The 19,795-nt window shown below is 60.2% G+C and carries 20 protein-coding genes; 11 read left to right on the top strand and 9 right to left on the bottom strand.

Going from position 1 to position 19,795, the window contains the following annotated elements; all coding sequences use genetic code 11:
• Positions 1-83: 83 nt before the first annotated feature.
• From K290_RS0113255 to K290_RS0113245, 3 genes are all read left to right on the top strand, one after another.
• Positions 84-407 carry an ArsR/SmtB family transcription factor gene (locus tag K290_RS0113255; RefSeq protein WP_028752378.1) on the top strand — a complete coding sequence of 108 codons (324 nt, stop codon included), beginning with the start codon at positions 84-86 and terminating at the stop codon, positions 405-407.
• Between the two features lie 52 nt (positions 408-459).
• Complete coding sequence (locus K290_RS0113250; protein WP_028752377.1) at positions 460-906, top strand: SRPBCC family protein; 447 nt, start codon at positions 460-462, stop codon at positions 904-906.
• Positions 907-1,017: 111 nt separating this feature from the next.
• Positions 1,018-1,512, top strand: a complete 495-nt coding sequence (locus K290_RS0113245) for a CreA family protein (RefSeq protein ID WP_028752376.1) — start codon at positions 1,018-1,020, stop codon at positions 1,510-1,512.
• Positions 1,513-1,778: 266 nt separating this feature from the next.
• On the opposite strand, the gene K290_RS0113240 is transcribed toward K290_RS0113245, so the two are convergent.
• A complete protein-coding gene (locus K290_RS0113240; RefSeq protein WP_028752375.1) occupies positions 1,779-2,243 on the bottom strand; it encodes a chemotaxis protein CheW in 465 nt (154 codons plus the stop codon).
• Between the two features lie 429 nt (positions 2,244-2,672).
• On the opposite strand from K290_RS0113240, the gene K290_RS0113235 reads away from it, so the two are divergent.
• The 4 genes from K290_RS0113235 (at position 2,673) to K290_RS0113215 (ending at position 7,854) form a co-directional block, all read left to right on the top strand.
• Positions 2,673-3,275: an SCO family protein gene (locus K290_RS0113235; RefSeq protein WP_028752374.1), complete on the top strand. Its 603-nt coding sequence runs from the start codon at positions 2,673-2,675 to the stop codon at positions 3,273-3,275.
• A gap of 9 nt (positions 3,276-3,284) precedes the next feature.
• Positions 3,285-4,433: an FAD-dependent oxidoreductase gene (locus tag K290_RS0113230; protein WP_028752373.1), complete on the top strand. Its 1,149-nt coding sequence runs from the start codon at positions 3,285-3,287 to the stop codon at positions 4,431-4,433.
• 20 nt (positions 4,434-4,453) lie between these two features.
• Positions 4,454-5,332 (top strand): 50S ribosomal protein L11 methyltransferase, encoded by an 879-nt coding sequence (locus tag K290_RS0113225; RefSeq protein ID WP_028752372.1) that lies wholly within the window; start codon positions 4,454-4,456, stop codon positions 5,330-5,332.
• 686 nt (positions 5,333-6,018) lie between these two features.
• Positions 6,019-7,854 (top strand): aminopeptidase P family protein, encoded by a 1,836-nt coding sequence (locus tag K290_RS0113215; protein WP_028752371.1) that lies wholly within the window; start codon positions 6,019-6,021, stop codon positions 7,852-7,854.
• A 151-nt stretch (positions 7,855-8,005) separates the two neighbouring features.
• Here K290_RS0113215 and K290_RS0113210 read toward each other — a convergent pair whose 3' ends face one another.
• Together K290_RS0113210 and K290_RS0113205 are read right to left on the bottom strand one after the other, a co-directional pair.
• On the bottom strand, positions 8,006-8,317 hold the full coding sequence (locus K290_RS0113210) for an AzlD family protein (RefSeq protein ID WP_028752370.1): 312 nt from the start codon (positions 8,315-8,317) through the stop codon (positions 8,006-8,008).
• Positions 8,318-8,319: 2 nt separating this feature from the next.
• Complete coding sequence (locus K290_RS0113205) at positions 8,320-9,042, bottom strand: AzlC family ABC transporter permease (protein ID WP_028752369.1); 723 nt, start codon at positions 9,040-9,042, stop codon at positions 8,320-8,322.
• Positions 9,043-9,182: 140 nt separating this feature from the next.
• Between K290_RS0113205 and K290_RS0113200 the strand changes: the two genes are divergently transcribed.
• A complete protein-coding gene (locus K290_RS0113200) occupies positions 9,183-9,452 on the top strand; it encodes a DUF2164 domain-containing protein (protein WP_028752368.1) in 270 nt (89 codons plus the stop codon).
• Between the two features lie 52 nt (positions 9,453-9,504).
• Here K290_RS0113200 and panB read toward each other — a convergent pair whose 3' ends face one another.
• Together panB and panC are read right to left on the bottom strand one after the other, a co-directional pair.
• On the bottom strand, positions 9,505-10,326 hold the full coding sequence (gene panB, locus K290_RS0113195; protein WP_028752367.1) for a 3-methyl-2-oxobutanoate hydroxymethyltransferase: 822 nt from the start codon (positions 10,324-10,326) through the stop codon (positions 9,505-9,507).
• A gap of 1 nt (position 10,327) precedes the next feature.
• Positions 10,328-11,203, bottom strand: a complete 876-nt coding sequence (gene panC, locus K290_RS0113190) for a pantoate--beta-alanine ligase (protein ID WP_028752366.1) — start codon at positions 11,201-11,203, stop codon at positions 10,328-10,330.
• A 183-nt stretch (positions 11,204-11,386) separates the two neighbouring features.
• Here panC and K290_RS0113185 point away from each other — a divergent pair, with 183 nt between their 5' ends.
• Positions 11,387-12,784 (top strand): polysaccharide biosynthesis protein, encoded by a 1,398-nt coding sequence (locus K290_RS0113185; protein WP_028752365.1) that lies wholly within the window; start codon positions 11,387-11,389, stop codon positions 12,782-12,784.
• Here K290_RS0113185 and K290_RS0113180 read toward each other — a convergent pair whose 3' ends face one another.
• The 3 genes from K290_RS0113180 to K290_RS0113170 all read right to left on the bottom strand — a co-directional run bounded on the left by K290_RS0113180 (position 12,785) and on the right by K290_RS0113170 (position 15,594).
• The gene (locus K290_RS0113180; protein ID WP_028752364.1) at positions 12,785-13,870 is read right to left on the bottom strand and encodes a glycosyltransferase family 4 protein; all 1,086 of its coding nucleotides are present in this window, start codon (positions 13,868-13,870) and stop codon (positions 12,785-12,787) included.
• Between the two features lie 81 nt (positions 13,871-13,951).
• Positions 13,952-14,575, bottom strand: coding sequence for a bifunctional nicotinamidase/pyrazinamidase (gene pncA, locus K290_RS0113175; RefSeq protein ID WP_028752363.1), 624 nt, complete (start codon positions 14,573-14,575; stop codon positions 13,952-13,954).
• A 125-nt stretch (positions 14,576-14,700) separates the two neighbouring features.
• Complete coding sequence (locus K290_RS0113170; protein WP_028752362.1) at positions 14,701-15,594, bottom strand: LysR family transcriptional regulator; 894 nt, start codon at positions 15,592-15,594, stop codon at positions 14,701-14,703.
• A 107-nt stretch (positions 15,595-15,701) separates the two neighbouring features.
• Here K290_RS0113170 and K290_RS0113165 point away from each other — a divergent pair, with 107 nt between their 5' ends.
• Both K290_RS0113165 and K290_RS0113160 read left to right on the top strand, forming a co-directional pair.
• Complete coding sequence (locus K290_RS0113165; protein WP_028752361.1) at positions 15,702-16,427, top strand: SDR family oxidoreductase; 726 nt, start codon at positions 15,702-15,704, stop codon at positions 16,425-16,427.
• An 87-nt stretch (positions 16,428-16,514) separates the two neighbouring features.
• Complete coding sequence (locus K290_RS0113160) at positions 16,515-16,787, top strand: Atu4866 domain-containing protein (protein WP_425337593.1); 273 nt, start codon at positions 16,515-16,517, stop codon at positions 16,785-16,787.
• A 170-nt stretch (positions 16,788-16,957) separates the two neighbouring features.
• Here the strand turns inward: K290_RS0113160 and K290_RS0113155 are convergent, their stop codons facing one another.
• Positions 16,958-19,435, bottom strand: a complete 2,478-nt coding sequence (locus K290_RS0113155) for an ATP-dependent helicase (RefSeq protein ID WP_028752359.1) — start codon at positions 19,433-19,435, stop codon at positions 16,958-16,960.
• Positions 19,436-19,795 lie beyond the last annotated feature (360 nt).

Raw genomic sequence — 19,795 nt, 5'->3', positions numbered from 1 at the left:
ATCTCAAATTATGGCCCTTGACATGCAACCAAATAGTTGCCTATTAGATTCCTAACAGGCAACTAAATGGTTCCATGTTTGGCATGAATGACGATGCGGTTTTTCGAGCTCTGGCGGATGCAAGCCGGCGGCAATTGCTGGACCGGCTTTATGAGCAGAATGGCCAGACGCTCGGCGAGCTCTGCCAGGGCTTGGAGATAACGCGCCAGGCCGTGGCGAAACATCTTGCCATCCTGGAAGAGGCGAACCTGGTATCCGCGCAGCGGCAAGGCCGGGAGAAGCTGCATTTCATCAATCCCGTTCCGATCAACCACATCGCCGAACGTTGGATCAACAAGTTCGAGCGCCGCCAATTAAGCGCTCTTTCCGCCCTCAAGAAAGCACTGGAGGGCGATGGCGGCCAGTAGCTGTCGCCGGATCACCATGCGCAGGAAATCACCTGACAAGAGGAGAAATATCATGACCGGAAGCAGCTTCGTTTATGTGACCTTCATCCGCACCACGCCCGACAAGCTCTGGTCGGCGCTGACGACGCCGGAGTTCATCAAGAAATATTGGTTCAACATCCAGCACGAGACCGATTGGAAGGTCGGCTCGCCATGGAAGATGACCTACCCGGACGGGCGGGTTACCGACACCGGCGAGATCTCGGAATTCGATCCGCCGAAGCGGCTCGCCATCAAATGGCGCAACGAATTCATGCCTGAGCTGAAGGCAGAAGGCTGGTCGCGTTGCGTCATGGATATCGAGCCGGTGGAGGATGCGGTAAAGCTCACCGTCACCCACACCATGGAGCTGGAAAACGCGAAGTTCATCGGCGCCGTATCCGGCGGCTGGCCGAAAATCCTCTCCAACCTCAAATCGCTCCTGGAAACAGGCGAGGTCGTGTTGAAGGAAATCAGATGAGCGGCAGTGGGGCACCCATAGAGCGGCCCGGCTCCCTTGCATCCATCCATTGCCATCTTACCTTAGCGGGGCCGCCGCAGCTCCATCGGCGGCGATGTTGGAGGATGTTCGATGACGTCACTGAAATTGCATGCCGCTATTGTTGCGTCGTTCCTGGCGCTGGCGCCCGTTTCGGCTTCGGCCGAGATTGTCGGCAAGGTTGGGGTGGATTGGACCGGCAACGACATTCTAGTCGATGCCGTGCCGGATCCGGAAGTGTCCGGCGTTACCTGTCACGTCACCTATTTCGATCGCAGCGTCATCGACCGGCTGAGGAAAGGCAACTGGTTCGAGGATCCTTCCAACAACTCCATCGCCTGCCGCCAGACAGGGCCGATCGAGATCGGCAATATCAGCCTGTCGGAGGGCGGCGAGGAGGTGTTTCGCGCTGGGTTGTCGCTGATCTGGAAGAAGCTGGTGGTCGACCGAATCTACGACAAGAAGAACGACACGCTGATCTATCTCGTCCATTCGCGCGAATTGACCAATGGCTCGGCGAAAATGGCGATCTCGACCATTCCGCTGTTCGGCCAAAATGTCACCTGGAAAAACGGCAAGCCTAAATAAGATTACCGGGATACCGCATTGATAACCGTCAAGGGGTTTGTACCAAAAAAAGTCCTGCTCTTTGGTTGCTGAATACCTATCGGTCGCTTTCGAATTGCGTCGTTTTGGTGCAGTTCTAGGGACGAACGTGGAAGTGCCACTTCCATCTGTTCACGGCCTGCGTGACCGGCGCACCGGCAACACCCCTGCCGACGACGGTCCTATAAACACAATCGCCCTGGAGCTCGTACTCCAGGGCGATTTTCGTTTGCGGTATTATCTTGAAATCAAGCCGCTTGCGCGAGCTCGTCTGCGATCACCGTATCGAGATTCAGGAAGCAGACCATGGTCTTTTCGAGCGCGACGATGCCGCGGCAGAAGGCGCGCTGCGCTTCCGGAATGATTTCCGGCGGCGGCTGCAGATCTTCGCTCTTGATGCTCATCATATCGGAGACCTGTTCGACCAGCAGGCCGACGAGCTTGCCGGCGATATCGGTGACGATGATGGCGGAGCGTTCGGACGGTTCGGTCATTTTCATGCCGAGGCGGCAGGCCATGTCGATGACGGGGATCACCGCACCGCGCAGATTGATGAGGCCAAGCACATAGGGCGGCGTGTGCGGCATCGGCGTTACCGGCGCCCAGCCGCGGATTTCGCGGATGGCCATGATGTCAATGCAGAATTCCTGATCGCCAAGGTGGAAGGAGACGATCTCCAGATAGGCGCCCGATTGTTTGATGGCATTCGTCATGGTCAAGGACTTCCCGTTTGGCGCCGGCGGCAGGCGGCGGTAGCGATTGAAATGGGATCGGCTGGAGCGGCTGAGGGCTGCGACAGCATCCGGTGGCTTTCGCGCTTGAAACGCTTCGCTCCGGCGGGCGTCATGCCCTTCTGGAAGAAGATCTGTTTGCCGCATGTCCGGCGGCTGGCGAGTCGGACTTCGCCTCTATGTTTCGATGTTGGCGCGGAGTGGTTAGGATTGGTTTAACGCGAAGATGGATTCCGCATCTTTGCGCCTGGTTCGCATTCTCCGATGCAGAACTGATCGCGGACCTCGATCGCGGGAGCTCAAAAACATCTTCTTGAATTGCGTCCCCTATTTCAACCGGCTACACCCTCGAAATGATCGCCTGCGCGTCCCACATATCGAGCCGCGGCCGGCGTGGTGAGGAAAGCAGCGATGAAGAGCGTGCGGATTGTTGTCTGGGTAGCCGTGGTGATCGTAGCCGGGCTGTTGGGTTGGTTGAGCTTTGGCATCACCAAGTCGCCGGAAGCTGCGAGTGACGGGCCGTACGGAGTGCCGTTCACGCTGGTTGCGCAGAATGGACAGCCAATCAGCGATCAGGCGTTTCGTGGAAAGCCGACGGCGCTTTTCTTCGGCTATACGCATTGTCCCGATGTCTGCCCCACGACCTTGTTCGAGCTGAACGGCTGGATGCAGCAGGTCGATCCCGACGGGACGAAGCTCAACGCCTATTTCGTGACCGTCGACCCGCAGCGCGATACGCCGGCGATCATGAACCAGTATGTGTCCAACGTCTCCAGCCGCATCACCGGCATCTCGGGTGACCCCGACAAGGTGATGGATATGGTCAAGGGGTTCAGGGTCTATGCCAAGAAGGTGCCGCTCGACGAGAAGGATCCGAACGGCGATTACACTATGGATCATACCGCCTCTGTTTTCCTGCTCGATTCCGCCGGCCGGTTCGCCGGCACGATTGCCTATCAGGAAGATCCGGATATAGCGGTCAAGAAGCTACAAAACCTGATCAAGAAGGGCTAGGGAGTGCCGATGGCGGACGGAACCGGGGGAGAGAGGAAATCCAGATCCGTCCTGATCGCGGGGGCAGGTCCGGCCGGCCTGACTGCGGCGCTGGAGCTTGCCCGGCGCGGCTTCGTTCCGCGCATCGTCGATGACGGCCAAGGGCCGGCGCCCCTGGAAGAAAGCCGGGCCCTCGGCATCAACGCCCGCACATTGACGCTACTTTCGCCTTCTGGCGTCACCGAGCGCATCCTTGCGGCCGCTCAGCCGATCGTCCATTTCCGCGTCCGCTCTGCAACCAGGGTCCTTGCCGATGTCGACACACGACAGACGCCTGGCCGCTTCGGTGCTGTTCATGGTCTGGCGCAGGGAGTAACCGAGCGGTTGCTGATCGAGGCGCTTGCGGTCCACGGCATTGCACCGGAGTGGCAGACCTCGGTCGTGGCGGAAGCCATCGCCGATGTTGACAAGCCGGAGGTTATGCTCCGACGCCCGGACGGGTCTATGGAGGCGGTTCGTCCCGATATCCTGATCGGCGCCGACGGTGCCCATTCCGCCGTTCGAAAAGCGCTCGGCGCCGGTTTTCCTGGCGAGGCGTTGGAGGCCTATTTCTATCTCGCCGATTTTCGCTATGCGAAACCGGTCGACACGCATTTTGCCGAGATCACGCTTTGCGATCCCGGCATGATCGGGCGCTTGCCCGTATCCACCGATGTGCTGCGCTATATCTCGACTTTGGAGGATTTCGGAAGCCGCATCGTTCATCCCGAAGCGGTTGCCGAAAAGACCTGGGTCTCGCAGTTTCGCATCAACTTCCGCCATGTCGAGCCGATGGCCAGGGGTAACGTGTTCCTGGCCGGCGATGCGGCCCATATTCATTCTCCAGCCGGCGCACGCGGCATGAACCTCGGCATAGAGGATGCCTGCTGGCTCGCCTGGCTCATTGCGGAAGGCCGCGAACAGGAGTATTCGGCGCTCAGAATTCCAGCCGTGAAACAGGTGCTGAAGCAGACCTATGGCCTGACCCGCCTGGTCACCATGAAAAATCCGCTGGCGATTGCCGCACGCAATCTGTTCGCGCCATTGCTTTTGCGTTTCGGACCGGCGCGGCGCGAGCTGCTTCATAATATCGCCGGCTATGACACGCCGAAGCCATCGTGGATCGACTGGGCCGAATAAGAGTAAGAAAGAGCGACGACTTGAGTGAAATCCGCCTGTACGTAACGACGACCGAGAAAAAGGCCGAGCAGATTCTCGATCTGATGACGCCGGTGTTCGAAGACGAAGAACTGCCGATCGCCACCACCGAGATCGATGAAAAGAAGGATATCTGGGAAGCTTCGATTTATCTCTACGCAGACGACGAAGATGATGTGCACGCCCGTTTCGCGAGCGTGCTGAAGCCGGCATTTCCGGAGCTCGTTATCGAAAGGGAAGTCATTCCCGATGTCGATTGGATCGCAAAGTCGCTGGAGGGACTCAAGCCGGTTCGGGCAGGGCGCTTCCTGGTGCACGGCTCGCATCACCGCGACAAGGTGAAGCCCAGCGATATCGCGATCGAGATCGATGCCGGCCAAGCCTTCGGCACGGGCCATCACGGCACGACGGCGGGTTGCCTGGAGACGATCGAAAAGGTGCTCGCCAGCCGGCGGGTGCGCAACGCGCTCGATCTCGGCACGGGCAGCGGGGTGCTGGCGATCGGCGTACGTAAGCTGCGAAATATTCCGGTTCTCGCCACCGATATCGATCCGGTTGCGGTTCGTGTTGCCCGCGAAAACGTTCGCGGCAATGGCATTGCCTCCGGTATTACGCTGGAAACGGCGCCCGGATTTCATTCCACGGCCTTTTCCCGCCACGGGCCGTTCGATCTGATCATCGCCAATATTCTTGCGAGGCCGCTGATCAAAATGGCGCCGCAACTGGTGGCACATCTTGCTCCCGGCGGTTCGGTGATTCTGTCCGGCATTCTCGCCCAGCAACGTTGGAAGGTGCTCGCCGCCTATAATGGCGCTAGGATGCGCCACGTGCGCACCATCTGGCGCAACGGCTGGGTCACGATCCATCTCGACCGGCCATAGAATCCTTTACCCCTCGGGAGAGGGGACTTTGGGCGTAAAATGCAAAAGGCGGTGCCGAGGCACCGCCTTGCAGATCGGTATTTGACCGATCCTGCCCGCGAGCGTGTGGAGGAGTGCTCAAGCGGGCTCTACCGTTCAGGTCTCGATCCGGAGAGGGAGGAGGAGTTCCGGACCGCGATCCAATACGAACGCGTAGTCTTGTGATCGTTAGTGGCGACCGCCACGGTTTGCGCCGATTGCCTTCGACGTTTCGACTTCGAGCTGACGAAGTGCGCCGATGGAGTGACGTACGGTGCGACGCTCACCTGCCAGCGCCGGGCTAACATATACGGAGCGAGAGATTGGCATTTTCATAGTCCTTTTCGAGTGGGTTCGCCGTGAACCCCGTTTGATGCGCTCCATATAGCGACTCGCCTTTTCGCGTGGCAGGGGGCATGCTTCATGGGAGCTATGCAGTTGATGCATATTGCGCGTCGTGATGATGTCACAATTCATCCCGCCTGCTCACGAAATGGGCGAATTCGTTAACGCCCGATTCTCTCACCCTAAGGGCGTCGATCTGAACTCCTCTCGGATCAATAGTACACAATCTGGCCCGAAAATTGTTTCACACTTCTCGGGCTCATGCTCTAACATGCTGTCGCCGCTCAGTTTCGCGGATTCTCGGGTCATATTCGGATTAAGCCATGTTCCAGTCTTTCGACGTCACTTCCACCCCGCAATTCGGCCGCGAGCGCGTCACCGGTCTGCGGGCCGCCTTCAGCGATCTCGGCATTGACGGCTTCCTCGTGCCCCGTGCCGATGAATATCAGGGCGAGTATGTGCCCAAGTGCTCGGAGCGTCTGGCCTGGTTGACCGGATTCACTGGCTCTGCGGGTGTTGCGCTTGTGACACAGTCGCAAGCCGTGGTCTTCGTCGACGGCCGCTATGTGACGCAGCTTGCCGAGCAAGTGGACGGATCGGTCTTCACCGGCGGCGATCTGGTCGACGAGCCGCCGCATGTCTGGCTGCCGCGGCATGCGCCCAAGGGCTTCAGACTCGGCGTCGATCCGTGGCTGCATACCGGCGCCGAAGTCCGGCGGCTGGAAAAGGCGCTGGCGGAAATCGGAGGTAAGCTTGTCTTCCTGCCGCACAATCCGCTCGACAAGCTCTGGAGCGACCGGCCGGCCGAACCGCTGGGCGCCGTTATTATCCAGGATATCGCGCAGGCTGGTGTTCTCGCCAAGGACAAGCTGACAGCAATCGCGGCCGATCTGAAGGCCAAGAAGCGGAAAGCCGCATTGATCACCGATCCGTCTTCAGTCGCCTGGATCTTCAATATTCGCGGCAACGACGTGCCGCATACGCCGCATCCTCTGGCCCGCGCCATCATCTATGCGGAGGGTGAAGCGGAGCTCTTCCTTGACAAGCGCAAGACTAAGGTCGAGGCGGAGGCCTATCTGGCGCAGATCTGCAGACAATTGCCGCCTGCCGATCTCGGCAAGCAATTGGCTGCCGCCTCTGCAAATGGCGGACGCATTCTCGTCGATCCCGATCTCGCCTCCTATGCGCTGACCGACCTCATCCGCCGTGAGGGCGGCGAGGTGGTGGAGAGCACCGATCCGGCCCGGCTGCCGCGGGCGCGCAAGAATGCCGCCGAAATCAATGGGTCGGCCGCCGCCCATCTGCAGGACGGCGCCGCTATGGTCGAATTCCTCTATTGGCTGGAGACTAGCAAGCCGGGCACGGTCACGGAAATCGCTGCCGCCGAGCGGCTGGAGGCGAGCCGCGCGCGCGTCGGTCAGAGCATGCAGAACCCGCTCAAGGATATCTCCTTCGACACCATCGCTGGTGCGGGCGAACACGCGGCGATCATGCACTATCGCGTCACGACGGCGAGCGATCGGCTGATCCAGGCCGGCGAGCTGTTTCTGATCGATTCCGGTGCTCAATATATCAACGGCACCACCGACATTACCCGCACCGTGGGCATTGGTGCTGTTTCCGAGGAGCAGAAGCGCCTGTTCACGCTGGTGTTGAAAGGCATGATCGCCATCAGCACGGCGCGTTTCCCCAAGGGCTCGCGCGGCTGCGATCTCGATCCGCTGGCGCGTATCGCGCTCTGGAAAGCCGGTGTGGATTTCGCCCACGGCACCGGCCACGGTGTTGGCTCGTACCTTTCCGTGCATGAGGGTCCGCAGCGTATCTCGCGGCTATCGACGCAGGAGCTGTTGCCCGGCATGATTCTGTCGAACGAACCAGGCTACTATCGCCCCGGCCATTTCGGCATCCGCATCGAGAACCTGATCTACATTCGCGATCCGGAGGAGATCGAAGGTGGCGACATGCCGATGCTCGGCTTTGAAACGCTGACCTTCTGCCCGATCGACCGTAGCCTGGTTCTGCCGGAACTGCTGACCCGCGACGAATTGCAATGGCTGAACGATTATCACGCCAAAACCCGTGAAGCGTTGATGCCGCTGATCCATGACGGGGATCTCCGCACCTGGCTGGAGAACGCGACTCTGGAACTAAGTCACTGAGGGTCTTACCTCTCCCCGGCGGGGAGAAGGTGCCTCGAAAGGGGCGGATGAGGGGGCCGGCATTTCTATTCCGTAGCTATCTCAGGGCAGCCTTACGGTGCAACGCCCCCTCAACCTTCGGGCATCCTTCTCTCCGTCGGAGAGAAGGTAGCTAAACGCCGAGGAAATGTCTCCAGACCATTACGACCACCCAACCGGCGATGAGCATGAACGTCGCCGAAAAGCGCAAGCCTACCAGCATCGCCACGGCCATCGCCACCTTCGTATCCCAGCCGCCGATAAAAAAGGCCGGTGCGACGAGTGTGGTGAGGACGGCGGCCGGCACCGCGTTCAGCGCCGCTTCGACGCGGGGAGGAATGCGGGTCATCTTAGTAATGAGGATGTAGCCGCTAATGCGCGTGAGAAAGGTGACGACGGCGGCAGCGAAAATCAGCAGAACCATATGCGGATCGAAATCGGTCATGGTCAGACCTCGTGATTTTCGGTTGCGAGGTCGGGTTTTCGGTTCGATCTGACCGGCGGCAGCATGGCAGCGAGGGCAACACCGGCAAAGGCGCCGATGCTGACATGCCAGGGCGAACCGACATAGCGATAGGCGATGGCCGAGGCGGCGGTGCTGGCAATGACCACCGGCAGGAAATTGTCGCGTTTGCGGAAACCGATGACGATGCCGAGGAAATAGATCGGCAGCAAAATATCGAGACCGATCGTCTTGGGATCGCCGACCAGACTGCCAAGCATGCCGCCGACGAGGCTGATCAGCACCCAGGGAACGTAGATCATCGCAGCGAAACCGAAGTACCAGGCAAAGGTGACCGGCTTGCCGCTTTCGGCGCGCTTGATCGTTTCGGCAAATTGCGGATCGACCAGCAGGAAGAAGGTGAAGAATTTTTCGACGGGCGAGAAGCGCCTGATGTAACGGGCGATCGCGGCCGAATAGAGCACATGGCGGAAATTGACCGCCAGGATCGACAGAACGATCAGCCACGCCTGAACATTATGGCCAAATAGATCGATGCCCACCATCTGGCTGGCGCCGGCATAGACGGTACCGCTCATCAGGGTGAGTTCGCCGAGCGACATGCCCTGATCGCTCGCCAAGGCCCCGAACAATGCGCCGAACGGCGCGGCCGCGAGGCCGATCGGGATACCGCCCTTCAAGCCTTCAAAAAAATCCGCGCGACTCATGGCCCGCTCTGTCCTTTATGGAAAACTGATGGAGCTGTAAGCTGCGGGCGGAGTGTCGGCAATTCAATTTCCTTGATAGGACAATTGATTTCGTTGATCTAGCCGATTGGATTTGCTCGTAAAACACCGGGGTATCATAGATGAAAAAGATTGCCTTTTCGAAAGAGGAAAAAGCCGCGATCGTCGGCCGCCTTCAGCAATATTTCTCCGATGAACTCGACCAGACGATCGGCGCATTGCCGGCGGAATTCCTGCTCGATTTTTTCACGACCGAGATCGGGCCGCATTTCTACAATCAGGGCCTGCGCGACGCCCATGCGGCGCTGATGACGAAGATGGAGGATTTTGGCGAGGCGATCTATTTGCTGGAAAAGGAAGCAGTAAACCATTCACAGCCGGGGAGGCGGTGAGCAATAGCGGCCGGTTGAGCAGCGCGCGTCTGACGACCAGTAACTTGTCTCGCTACTTTTTCACCTGGAACGTATGCTCCGGACCTGGGAACGTCCGCGCCTTCACTTCCTCCGCATAGGCTTCCGCCGCCTTGGAAATGGTCGGCGCCAGCTCGGCAAAATGCTTCACGAAGCGGGGTTTGAAATCGTTGAAGAGGCCGAGCATATCGTCCGAGACGAGGATCTGGCCGTCACAGGCCGCCGACGCGCCGATGCCGATGGTGGGGACGGCAATCGACTGGGTGATCTCTCGGGCAAGCGGCTCGACCGTTCCCTCGACGACGATGGCGAAGGCGCCGGCCTCGGCGATCGCTTTCGCGTCTTGCCGGATCTTATCGGCTTCCTTGTCCGAGCGACCGAGTGAGCGATAGCCGCCTGTGGTGTTGATCAGTTGCGGCATCAATCCGATATGGCCAAAGACCGGCACGCCACGGTTAGTAAGGAAGGCAACGGTCTCGGCCATTTCTTCGCCACCCTCCAGCTTGACGCCGTTGCAGCCGGTTTCTTTCAAAATGCGTGCCGCATTGCGAAAGGCCTGTTCCTTCGATTCCTGGTAGGAACCGAAGGGCAGGTCGACGATGACGCAGGCCTTTTGGGCGCCGCGCATGACGCCTTGGCCATGGGCGATCATCATCTCCAGGGTGACCCCGACCGTCGTTTCCATGCCGTAGAGGACCATGCCGAGGGAATCGCCGACGAGAAGCAGGTCGCAATGCGGGTCGAGAAGCCGGGCGACCGGCGTCGTATAGGCCGTGAGGCTGACGATCGGGCGCGTGCCCTTCATCGCCTGGATCTGGGCGGGTGTTGTGCGCTTAGGCTGTCCGATCGTGCTCATTTCAGGCGGCCTTGTCGCTGGCGGCCTGCGTGAGGCCAATGACGCGGTTGTCGAGCAGGCGGGTGGTGCCGATGCGGACGAAGAGGGCGACGAGGATAGGCTGTCCCTGCAGTCTCGTCAGCGGCTCCAGGGTATCAGGATGGCGGACGGCGGCGACTTCGGGCGTCGCCAACGGCTCGTTGGCGATGAAGGCGCGCAGCGCTGCCTCAAAAGCGGCTGGATCGTCGGCGCCTTCCGCGTAGAGCCGTTCAGCCTCGGCCAGCGCTTTCGGCACGATGACGGCGGCGGCGCGCTCTTGCTTCGAGAGGTAGACGTTGCGCGAAGACAGCGCCAAACCGTCGGCATCGCGCACAGTCGGCACGGGTACGATGCGGACCGGCTGAGCCAGATCGTCCGCCATGCGGCGGATGATCGCCACCTGCTGATAGTCTTTCTCGCCGAAATAGGCGCTGTCGGGTTGCACGATGTTGAAAAGCTTGGTGACGACCGTGGCGACGCCGGCGAAATGACCGGGGCGAACCGCGCCCTCCAATTCCACGCCGAGCTTTGGGACATCGACTACCGTTTCCATCGGGCGCGGATACATGTCGGCCACAGTCGGAGCGAAGAGGAAGTCGACCTTGGCAGCGCGCAGCATGGCGCTGTCGCGCTCCAGATCGCGCGGATATTTTCCAAGATCCTCGTTGGCGCCGAATTGCAGGGGATTGACGAAGATCGATACGACGACGATCTCATTTTCGGCCCTGGCGCGGGCAACCAACTCCACGTGGCCGGCGTGCAGATAGCCCATGGTTGGCACCAGGCCGATACTTTTCCCTGTCTTGCGATAAGCGGAAAGGCGCTCGCGCAATGCGGCTATTGTGCTGATGGTTTCCATGCTGACGCTCCTCCACGGACCGGCGCCGCCCAACGCCCTTCCGTCTCCCCTTTGATTTCGCGGGTTCTTCTAACGTGTGCGGTGCAAAAAGGCAATTCACGCGAGGCCCCTACAGCCCAAGTCCATTATATGTTGCGCATATAGCTTAGCGCTTTTCTCAGCTTTTTGCTGTTAGCTGCCGGCATGGCAAAGATCATAGCATTGGCGGCATATTTTTATCAGGCGGCGGTGGCTTTCGGGCTGCTGATCGCCGTCGCGCATTTACTGTTGCCGGCGGATTATGCCGCTTATTCGTTGTTCATCTCCATCAGCCAATTTGCGGCGATTTTCTGTTTCGAATGGGTGCGTTTTGCCTGCAGCCGCTTCTATCCCGGTCAGGCGCCGGGCAGCGAGGCAGCGGAGCGTACGGCTCTAACCGTCGAATTCGCCACTTGCTCTGTGATCTGCATCCTGGCTGCCCTTGCATCGACCTTCTTCGCCGTGCCGAAGGAGATCGCGGTGCTCGGCGGGCTGGTTGCGATCTTTCAGGGCGGCAGCGACCTGCATCTGACCATGCTGCGCTTCCGCCAGGAGTTTCGCGCCTTCTCGCGCTTGCAGGGCTCACGGGCCACCATTCTGGCGGTCGGCACGCTTGGCGGCGCGGCGATAATGCCGAGTTTTGCCTATGCGGTGGCCGGTCTGCTTGCCGGGTATGTCGCCTATAGCGCGCTCGCAATGTTCCTGACCCGCAACAGCCTGAGAGAGGCGGCCGGTTTCCAACTGCCGCTGGTGCGAAAGCATTTTGTCTATGGCAGCGTGGCGGCTGGTGCCTCGGTCATCGGGCTGTTGGCGCCGCTTGGGTTGAAATCGATCCTGACGGCGGCATTGGGCGCCGGCGGGGCTGCGGGCGCGCTGCTGGCGCTCGACCTGCTGCAGCGGCCTTTCGTGCTCATCGTCTCGGCTCTTCAGGCCATCCAATATCCCGATGTGGTCGCAACCTACGACCGCGAGGGCGCAACAGCGGCGTTCCGGCGGCAGCTCGGCGGCTACTATTCGCTTCTCACGGGTTTCACTTTGATGACGGCCGCAGGGATCTTCGCACTGCTGCAGCCGGTCGGTCATTTCGTTATTGCACAGGGCTTGCGCGATGGTTTTCTGAGTGCGGCGCCGTTCGTCACCGGCCTGTCGGTCTGCCGTGCCTTGACGCTCAACATGCTGCCGACCCCAGCGCATCTGCGCCATCGGCTGCTGGCGATCTTTCTGCTGGCCGCCATAGATTGCGCACTGCTCAATGCCGGCGCTTTGGCGGGCGGCTATCTCGTTTTCTTCAGCGATGGTGCACTAATGGCCGGCGCCATGGTCGGAGCGCTGTTCGCGATGGCGGTCGGCGTGAAAGTGCTCATGGCGCTTCCCTTCGATTTTGTCTGGCAGCCGGTCGCGCTGTCCGCTGCCGGGCTGGCGGTGCCGGTGCTGGCGACCGCTGGGTTCGATTATTCGCTCTGGGTATCAGTCGGCGCCGGAATGGCCGGCGGCGCTGCCTTTTGTCTGCTGGGTCTCTATAGCTATTTCGTCAAGATGTTCCGCCGGGAGGCCGCATCCTAATCAGAGATCTTCCAGCATGGTCAGTACGCGGTCGGCGCTGCGGTCCCAGGAGAAACGGGCGACGTTCTCGCGGCCCCTTTGCCGCAGGTCTGCGCGCAATGCTTCGTCGCCGGCGATCCGGCGCATGGCGGCAACCAGTTCATCCTGCCGCGTTGGATCGAAATAGAGTGCGGCGGTGCCGGAGGCTTCGCGTACCGCAGGGATATCGGCGGCGAGCACCGGGCAGCCCTGCGTCATCGCCTCCAGCGGCGGTATGCCGAAACCCTCATAAAGGCTCGGGAAGACGAAAGCGGTGGCGTGGCGCTCGAGGGCCGCGACTTCCGCATCGCTCAATCGTCCAGGGAAGAGCATCTGATCATTCGATTCAGGGCCGTCCGATTTGAACACGGTCGGCGCGGTGCCGCCGACAACCACCAGCTTCTGACCGGGATCACCGAGCGCTTCGAAGGCGCGGATGGCGAAATCGAGATTCTTGTTCGGCTTCATCGTGCCGACCAGCAGGAAGAAGCCGCTCGTTTTGAGACCCAGGCGCTCAATGATCGCTTCATCCGGCTCGATGGCGGCGAAATGATCGACGGCGTTGTAGACGACATCGATGCCGTCCGTGGGCACGTGGAAGACGGACGCCAATTCCTTGCGCGAGAATTCAGACACGGTGCCGATCTTCGCCGTGCGGGTCAGCACCGAGCCGAGCGCACCGTGCAGCAGGCGATAGCTGCGCTTGAAGGATTGGGGATGGCGGAAGATCGTCACGTCGTGGATGACCACGGCCTGGCGGCGATGCAGCAGCGGACCGCTGCCGCCGAAGCCGATCAGCCGGCCGCCGCGGGAATGGGCAAGCAGCGCCGTCTGTTCCCAGACATGGCCTGGACCGGAGCTGAAGGCGTCGACCGATATGGCCGAAAGCCCGATATCAACAGGCGTGTCGCGCGGCACGGCCAGCCGCCAGTTGAGGCCCTTCAACGCCGCAGGCACGGCGCCGGCGGCGATCTTGCGGTCGAGCGCCAGTGTCAGCTCGCGGGCAAAGCGCTGCACGCCCGACAGGGGCTGGCTGAGGAAACGGCCGTTGATGGTGATCGACTGCACGAAAAATGTCCCGATATCTCCAATACCGGCAATAGTTTGCGCCATTTTCTTTAGGGAAGGTTTAGCCTGATAGGAGGAATTTTAGGCAAGTGCCTCTTTACTGTCGATGATGGCGACGCCGCGTGACCGCATTTCGTTGATCGCGGCCTCAACGCCGGTCGGATCGATGCCGCGGCTGGCGTCCGCAATAAAGCGAACCGTGACGCCCGGCAGCATTTCGACTGCGTCCAGAGCCGAGAATTTGACGCAGTAATCTGTCGCAAGCCCGCAAATGTCGAGCTGGGTGACACCTTCGGCCCTGAGATGTGCAGCAAGCCCAGTGAGGGCTGCCTGGTCGTTATCGCGAAAGGCGGAATAGCTGTCGACCGCCGGATTCTGGCCCTTCTGCTGGATGAAGTCGATGCCGTCGGCATTCAGTTCCGGATGAAGCATGGCGTCTTCGGTATTCTGGACGCAATGATCCGGCCACATCATTTGCGGCTTGCCGGCAAGCATGCCCATTTCGAAAGGCTTTTTGCCGGCAGGAGCGGAGGCGAAGCTGCCGTGGCCGGCGGGATGCCAGTCCTGTGAGGCAAGGACTATATCGTATTTACCGCTGCCGATGAGTTTGTTGGCGACGGGCACCACCTGATCTCCATCTGGCACCGGCAGATTGCCGCCGGGACAGAAACCGTTCTGGATGTCGATCAGCAGCAGTGCTTTCATGGCCTGTCCTTCCGTCGTGTTGCACTGCAACGATGCCAAGCGTTGGGCTGGGGATCAAGTCTTTTGCGCGGCGTGCGATGATAGGAGGGAGCGTGATAATTTTCCAAAGGCTATGGGGCTTGCCGCTAACCTCGAAAGCGCTTGACGTGCTCGATCAGCGCGCGAAGCTTCGGCGCGGTGTTTCTGCGGCTTGGATAGTAGAGGTAGAAGCCCCCGAAATAAGGGCAATATTCCTCCAGGATCGGCATCAGCTCTCCGCGACCGATTGCGGGGCGGAAACTTTCCTCCATCCCGAACGAGATGCCGGCACCGGCGACGGCAAGTTTGATCATCAAGCCCATGTCGTTGGTCGTGATCGTCGAAGGCACCGCCACGCTGAATTCCTTGCCCGCTTCGGCGAATTCCCAGCGATAGGGTGCCGATTTCGGGGAAGGGCGCCAGCCTATGCAGGCATGCCCGGCAAGGTCTGCCGGGTGCGACGGCACGCCGAAACATTCGCGATAGGATGGGGCGCAGACGGCGAGTTGCCGCTCGAGACCCGCGAGCGGCACGGCAATCATGTTCTGCGCGATGACTTCTCCTAGCCGAACGCCCGCATCATAGCCTTCGGCGACGATGTCGAATTCCGCGTCAGTGACGGTGATGTCCAGCTCCACCTCGGGATATTTGTGAACGAAGTCGGCAAGGAGCGGTCCCGCGAGAAAACGCTCGGCAATTGAGGAGACCGCAAGCCGCAGCCGTCCGCGCGGAAGCTCTGTCAGCGCCTCGGTCTTCTCCAACGCCCTCCGCATTTCCGCAACGGCGGGAGCCACCCTCTCATAGAGCCTCTCTCCGGCTTCGGTGAGGCTGACGCTGCGCGTCGTGCGCAGCACAAGCGCGATGCCGATATTTTCCTCGAGGCGGCGGATTGTCTGACTGACGGCGGAGCGAGTCACACCGAGCCTCGTCGCCGTTGCCCGGAAGCTCCGCTCCTCCGCAACAAGCGCGAAGACGGCAAGCGCATTCAGATCGGGCTCCATTGGTTATTTTTTCTTTCCAATCTGGCAAGGAATTGACGGCTTATCGAAACAATAGCCGAGCCTTACAGTCAAGGTCTCAAGACATGGGATAGAGAAAGGATGAAGCTATGCCGATCGACAAAGTCATTCTGATTACCGGCGCTTCGAGCGGGATCGGCGAGGGTATCGCCCGAGACCTTGCCGCCGCCGGTGCAAAAGTGGCGCTGGGCGCGAGGCGTGTCGGGCGCCTGGAAGCGTTGGCTGCCGAATTGAGCGCGGCAGGCGGTGCCGTGCTCGCTCACCCCTTGGATGTGACGGATCGCCGAAGCTTCGATGCCTTCGTGAACGCTGCCCGGCAGGCATGGGGACGCGTCGACATTATCGTCAACAATGCCGGTGTGATGCCGCTATCCCTGATGGCCTCGCTGAAGGTCGAGGAATGGGACCGGATGATCGATGTCAACATCAAAGGCGTGCTTTACGGCATCGCCGCGGTTCTGCCTGAGATGGTAGCGCGCAATTCCGGCCAGATCATCAATATCGCGTCGATCGGAGCGCTCGCCGTTTCCCCGACCGCGGCAGTCTATTGCGCCACGAAATATGCAGTGCGGGCGATCTCGGACGGATTGCGCCAGGAGCATAAAACGTTGCGCGTTACCTGCATCCACCCCGGCGTGGTCGAAAGCGAGCTCGCCGATACGATCAGCGATCCTGTCGCCGCGGGGGCGATGAAGACCTATCGCGCCATCGCTCTGAAGCCAGATGCCATCGCTCGCGCAGTTCGTTTCGCGATCGAACAACCAGAGGATGTCGACGTCAACGAGATCGTCGTGCGCCCGACGGCCAATATGTAGCTGCAGATGGCCATAGCGATCCAAAGTCTCGCCTTGGCTCTTGCCGCCTGCGCCATAGTCATCGTCTCATCAGAGGTCTGCGCCACCATGAACATCAAGCCCAACGCATCTACGGCCATCCAGCAAAGCCATTCCTATGCCGGCCTGTGGGTGACCGCCGACGGCTATGTGCGCCACAATCTGCTGCCGATCGGCCGCTATGACGAAGCGCGCGGCCGGCGCGAAAGCGCCTATCAGGGGCGATATGAAGTTAGCGGCGATCACATCGACTATTGGGACGATACCGGTTTCACCGCCGATGGAGAATTCATCGACGGAGTGCTCTATCATGGCGGCATGATCCTCTACCGCCAGAAATAGCGCAGATTGTGCCGCCGCCATTTGGCTATGCCCCAAACACCGTCATCCTCGGGCTTGACCCGAGGATGACGGAGACTACGGAGATCCAGGAAATCTACAGTGACCATCTGCTCGCGACTTGTGTCAGTAAGCGACCTCTGGTCCCAAACCAGATAGTCGACCTTATCCGATCACACCCGCTCCACAAACCCATCCAACACCCGCTTTTGCCCCGCCCGATCGAAATCGATCGTCAGCTTGTTGCCCTCGATCTCCGACACATTGCCGTTGCCGAATTTGATATGGAAGACGCGGTCGCCGATCGAAAAGCGGGAGGGTTCGGTGGAGGTGGATTTGGCGACGAGTTCGCCGTCGATGGTGCGGGTTTTGGGGCCGCTTTCGCCGTAGCCAATGCGTTCGACGGCGTGACCGGAGCGGGAGCCCCAGTTGTCGCGGGTTGCGTCGGTCTTGTTGGCCTGGGCGCGTTTCCATCCCGGGGTGGAATAGGAATTGGCAAAGGGATCGGCCTTGTCGAAACGTGACTGGCCGTAGCCTCCGCGGCCGTACCCGCCATAGGACTGTTCCATTTCGGCGACTTCGACGTGCGTTTCCGGCAGTTCGTCGAGAAAGCGCGAAGGAATGGTCGATTGCCAGAGACCGTGGATGCGGCGGTTGGAGACGAACCAGATGTGGCAGCGGCGCTTGGCGCGGGTGAGGCCGACATAGGCGAGGCGGCGCTCTTCCTCCAAGCCGGCGCGGCCGCTTTCGTCGAGCGAGCGCTGGTGTGGGAATAGACCTTCCTCCCAGCCGGGCAGGAAGACGGTATCGAATTCCAACCCCTTGGCGGAGTGCAGCGTCATGATCGAGACCGCATCCAGATCCTCGTTCTGCTCGGCATCCATGACTAGGGCGACGTGTTCGAGGAAGCCGCGCATGGATTCGAAACTATCCATCGAGCGGATGAGTTCCTTAAGGTTTTCCAACCGTCCGGGTGCTTCCGCCGATTTGTCGTTCTTCCACATGTCGGTATAGCCGGACTCTTCAAGAATCTGCTCGGCAAGCTCGGTATGCGGTGTGTTTTCGAGCAGGCCCTGCCAGCGGCGGAAGGACTGCACGACGTCGAACAGCGCCTTGCGCGGCTTCGGCTTCATCTCGTCCGTCTCGATGATATCGGCTGCTGCCGCCAGCATCGGAATGTCACGTACCCGCGCATAATCGTGCAAAGCGCGCACTGTGGTGTCGCCGAGGCCGCGCTTCGGCGTATTGATGATGCGCTCGAAGGCGAGATCGTCGGCCGGCTGGCACACGAGGCGGAAATAGGCCATGGCATCGCGGATTTCGAGGCGCTCGTAGAAACGAGGGCCGCCGACGACGCGATAGTTCAGGCCGAGCGTGACGAAGCGGTCTTCGAATTCGCGCATCTGGAAGGAGGCGCGCACGAGGATCGCCATGTCATTGAGATTGTGCCTAACACCGCTGGAATCGCTGCGCTGAAGCTGCTCGATCTCTTCGCCGATTGCCCGCGCTTCCTCCTCGGAATCCCAGGAGGCGTGCACCTGCACCTTGATATCATTCGGATCGGAGCGGTCGGTGAACAGCGTCTTGCCGAGCCGTCCCTCGTTATGGGCGATGAGGTGTGCGGCGGCGCCGAGAATGTGTTCGGTGGAGCGGTAGTTGCGCTCCAGCTTGATGACCTTGGCGCCAGGAAAATCCTTTTCGAAGCGCAGGATATTGTCCACCTCAGCGCCACGCCATCCGTAGATCGACTGGTCGTCGTCGCCGACGCAGCAGACATTCTGCAGTTCGCCCTTCGGCCGCTGCGCCAGCAGACGCAGCCACATATATTGCGCGGTGTTGGTGTCCTGATATTCGTCGACAAGGATATAGCGAAAACGCTGGTGATAATCCTTCAATATATCAGGATTCTGTCGGAACATATTGATCGGATGCAGCAGGAGATCGCCGAAGTCGCAGGCGTTCAACGTCTTCAGGCGGTTTTGGTAGGCGGCATACAGCTCTCGGCCCTTGCCGTTGGCAAAGGCGCGGGAATCGCCTTCCGGAATATCGGCGGGGCCGAGACCCTTGTTCTTCCAGGTGTCGATCATCCCCGCGAATTGCTTGGCCGGCCAACGCTTGTCGTCCAGTCCCTCGGCTTGGATCAATTGCTTGATCAGGCGCACGACATCGTCGGTGTCGAGAATGGTGAAGCTGGAGGAAAGGCCGACCAGCTCGGAATGACGGCGCAGCAGCTTGACGCCGATCGAATGGAAAGTGCCGAGCCAGGGCATGCCCTCGACAGCACCGCCGACGAGCAGTGCAATACGCTCCTTCATCTCGCGCGCGGCCTTGTTGGTGAAGGTGACGGCGAGGATCTGCGAAGGGAAAGCGCGATTGGTGGAAAGGATATGAGCGATGCGGGTCGTCAGCACCCGCGTCTTGCCGGTGCCGGCGCCGGCGAGCACCAGCACGGGCCCATCCAGCGTCTCGACCGCTTCCGCCTGCTCCGGATTGAGCCCGGCGAGATAGTCGGGTCGGCGGCTATTGTCGCGCGCCGCCATGGCGCGGGCGGCAATACCGCCACCCATGCCGGGGGCAGGGGCGGGTCGACGCGGCGCCGCGTGCTCCGGCTCCTCGTCAAAGAAGGGAATGTCGTCATGTCCGATGGTCATGCGGCTCAATGTAATGATTCTGCCCTGAAAGGCAAAAGAAACGGCCGAAAAATAGAACAAAAAGTGCACATTTCTGGGTGTTCAAGCCTTTCCACAAGCCTTTCCACAAGCCGTTTCGCAGCTTTTGCCGGCCTCTACCAGCGAGCACCGAAACGTACCGTTGTTCGCGACAACATTACAACTTCGTCATAATGCAGCGCAAATCTTGCCGCTGAATGGCGAAAGATCGATATTGCTGAAAATAGGGTGGAATCGTGCGGCATATCGCCACTCCGCCCATAGCCTGGCCTCGATAAACCTGAAGAATTTTGGGGAAACCACGCTGAATTTACGACGCGATTTCATCGCCTCTGACAAACC

The organism is Rhizobium leucaenae USDA 9039 (assembly GCF_000426285.1).
GTDB classification, from domain to species: domain Bacteria; phylum Pseudomonadota; class Alphaproteobacteria; order Rhizobiales; family Rhizobiaceae; genus Rhizobium; species Rhizobium leucaenae.
This window is presented reverse-complemented; position numbering and strand designations above follow the sequence as displayed.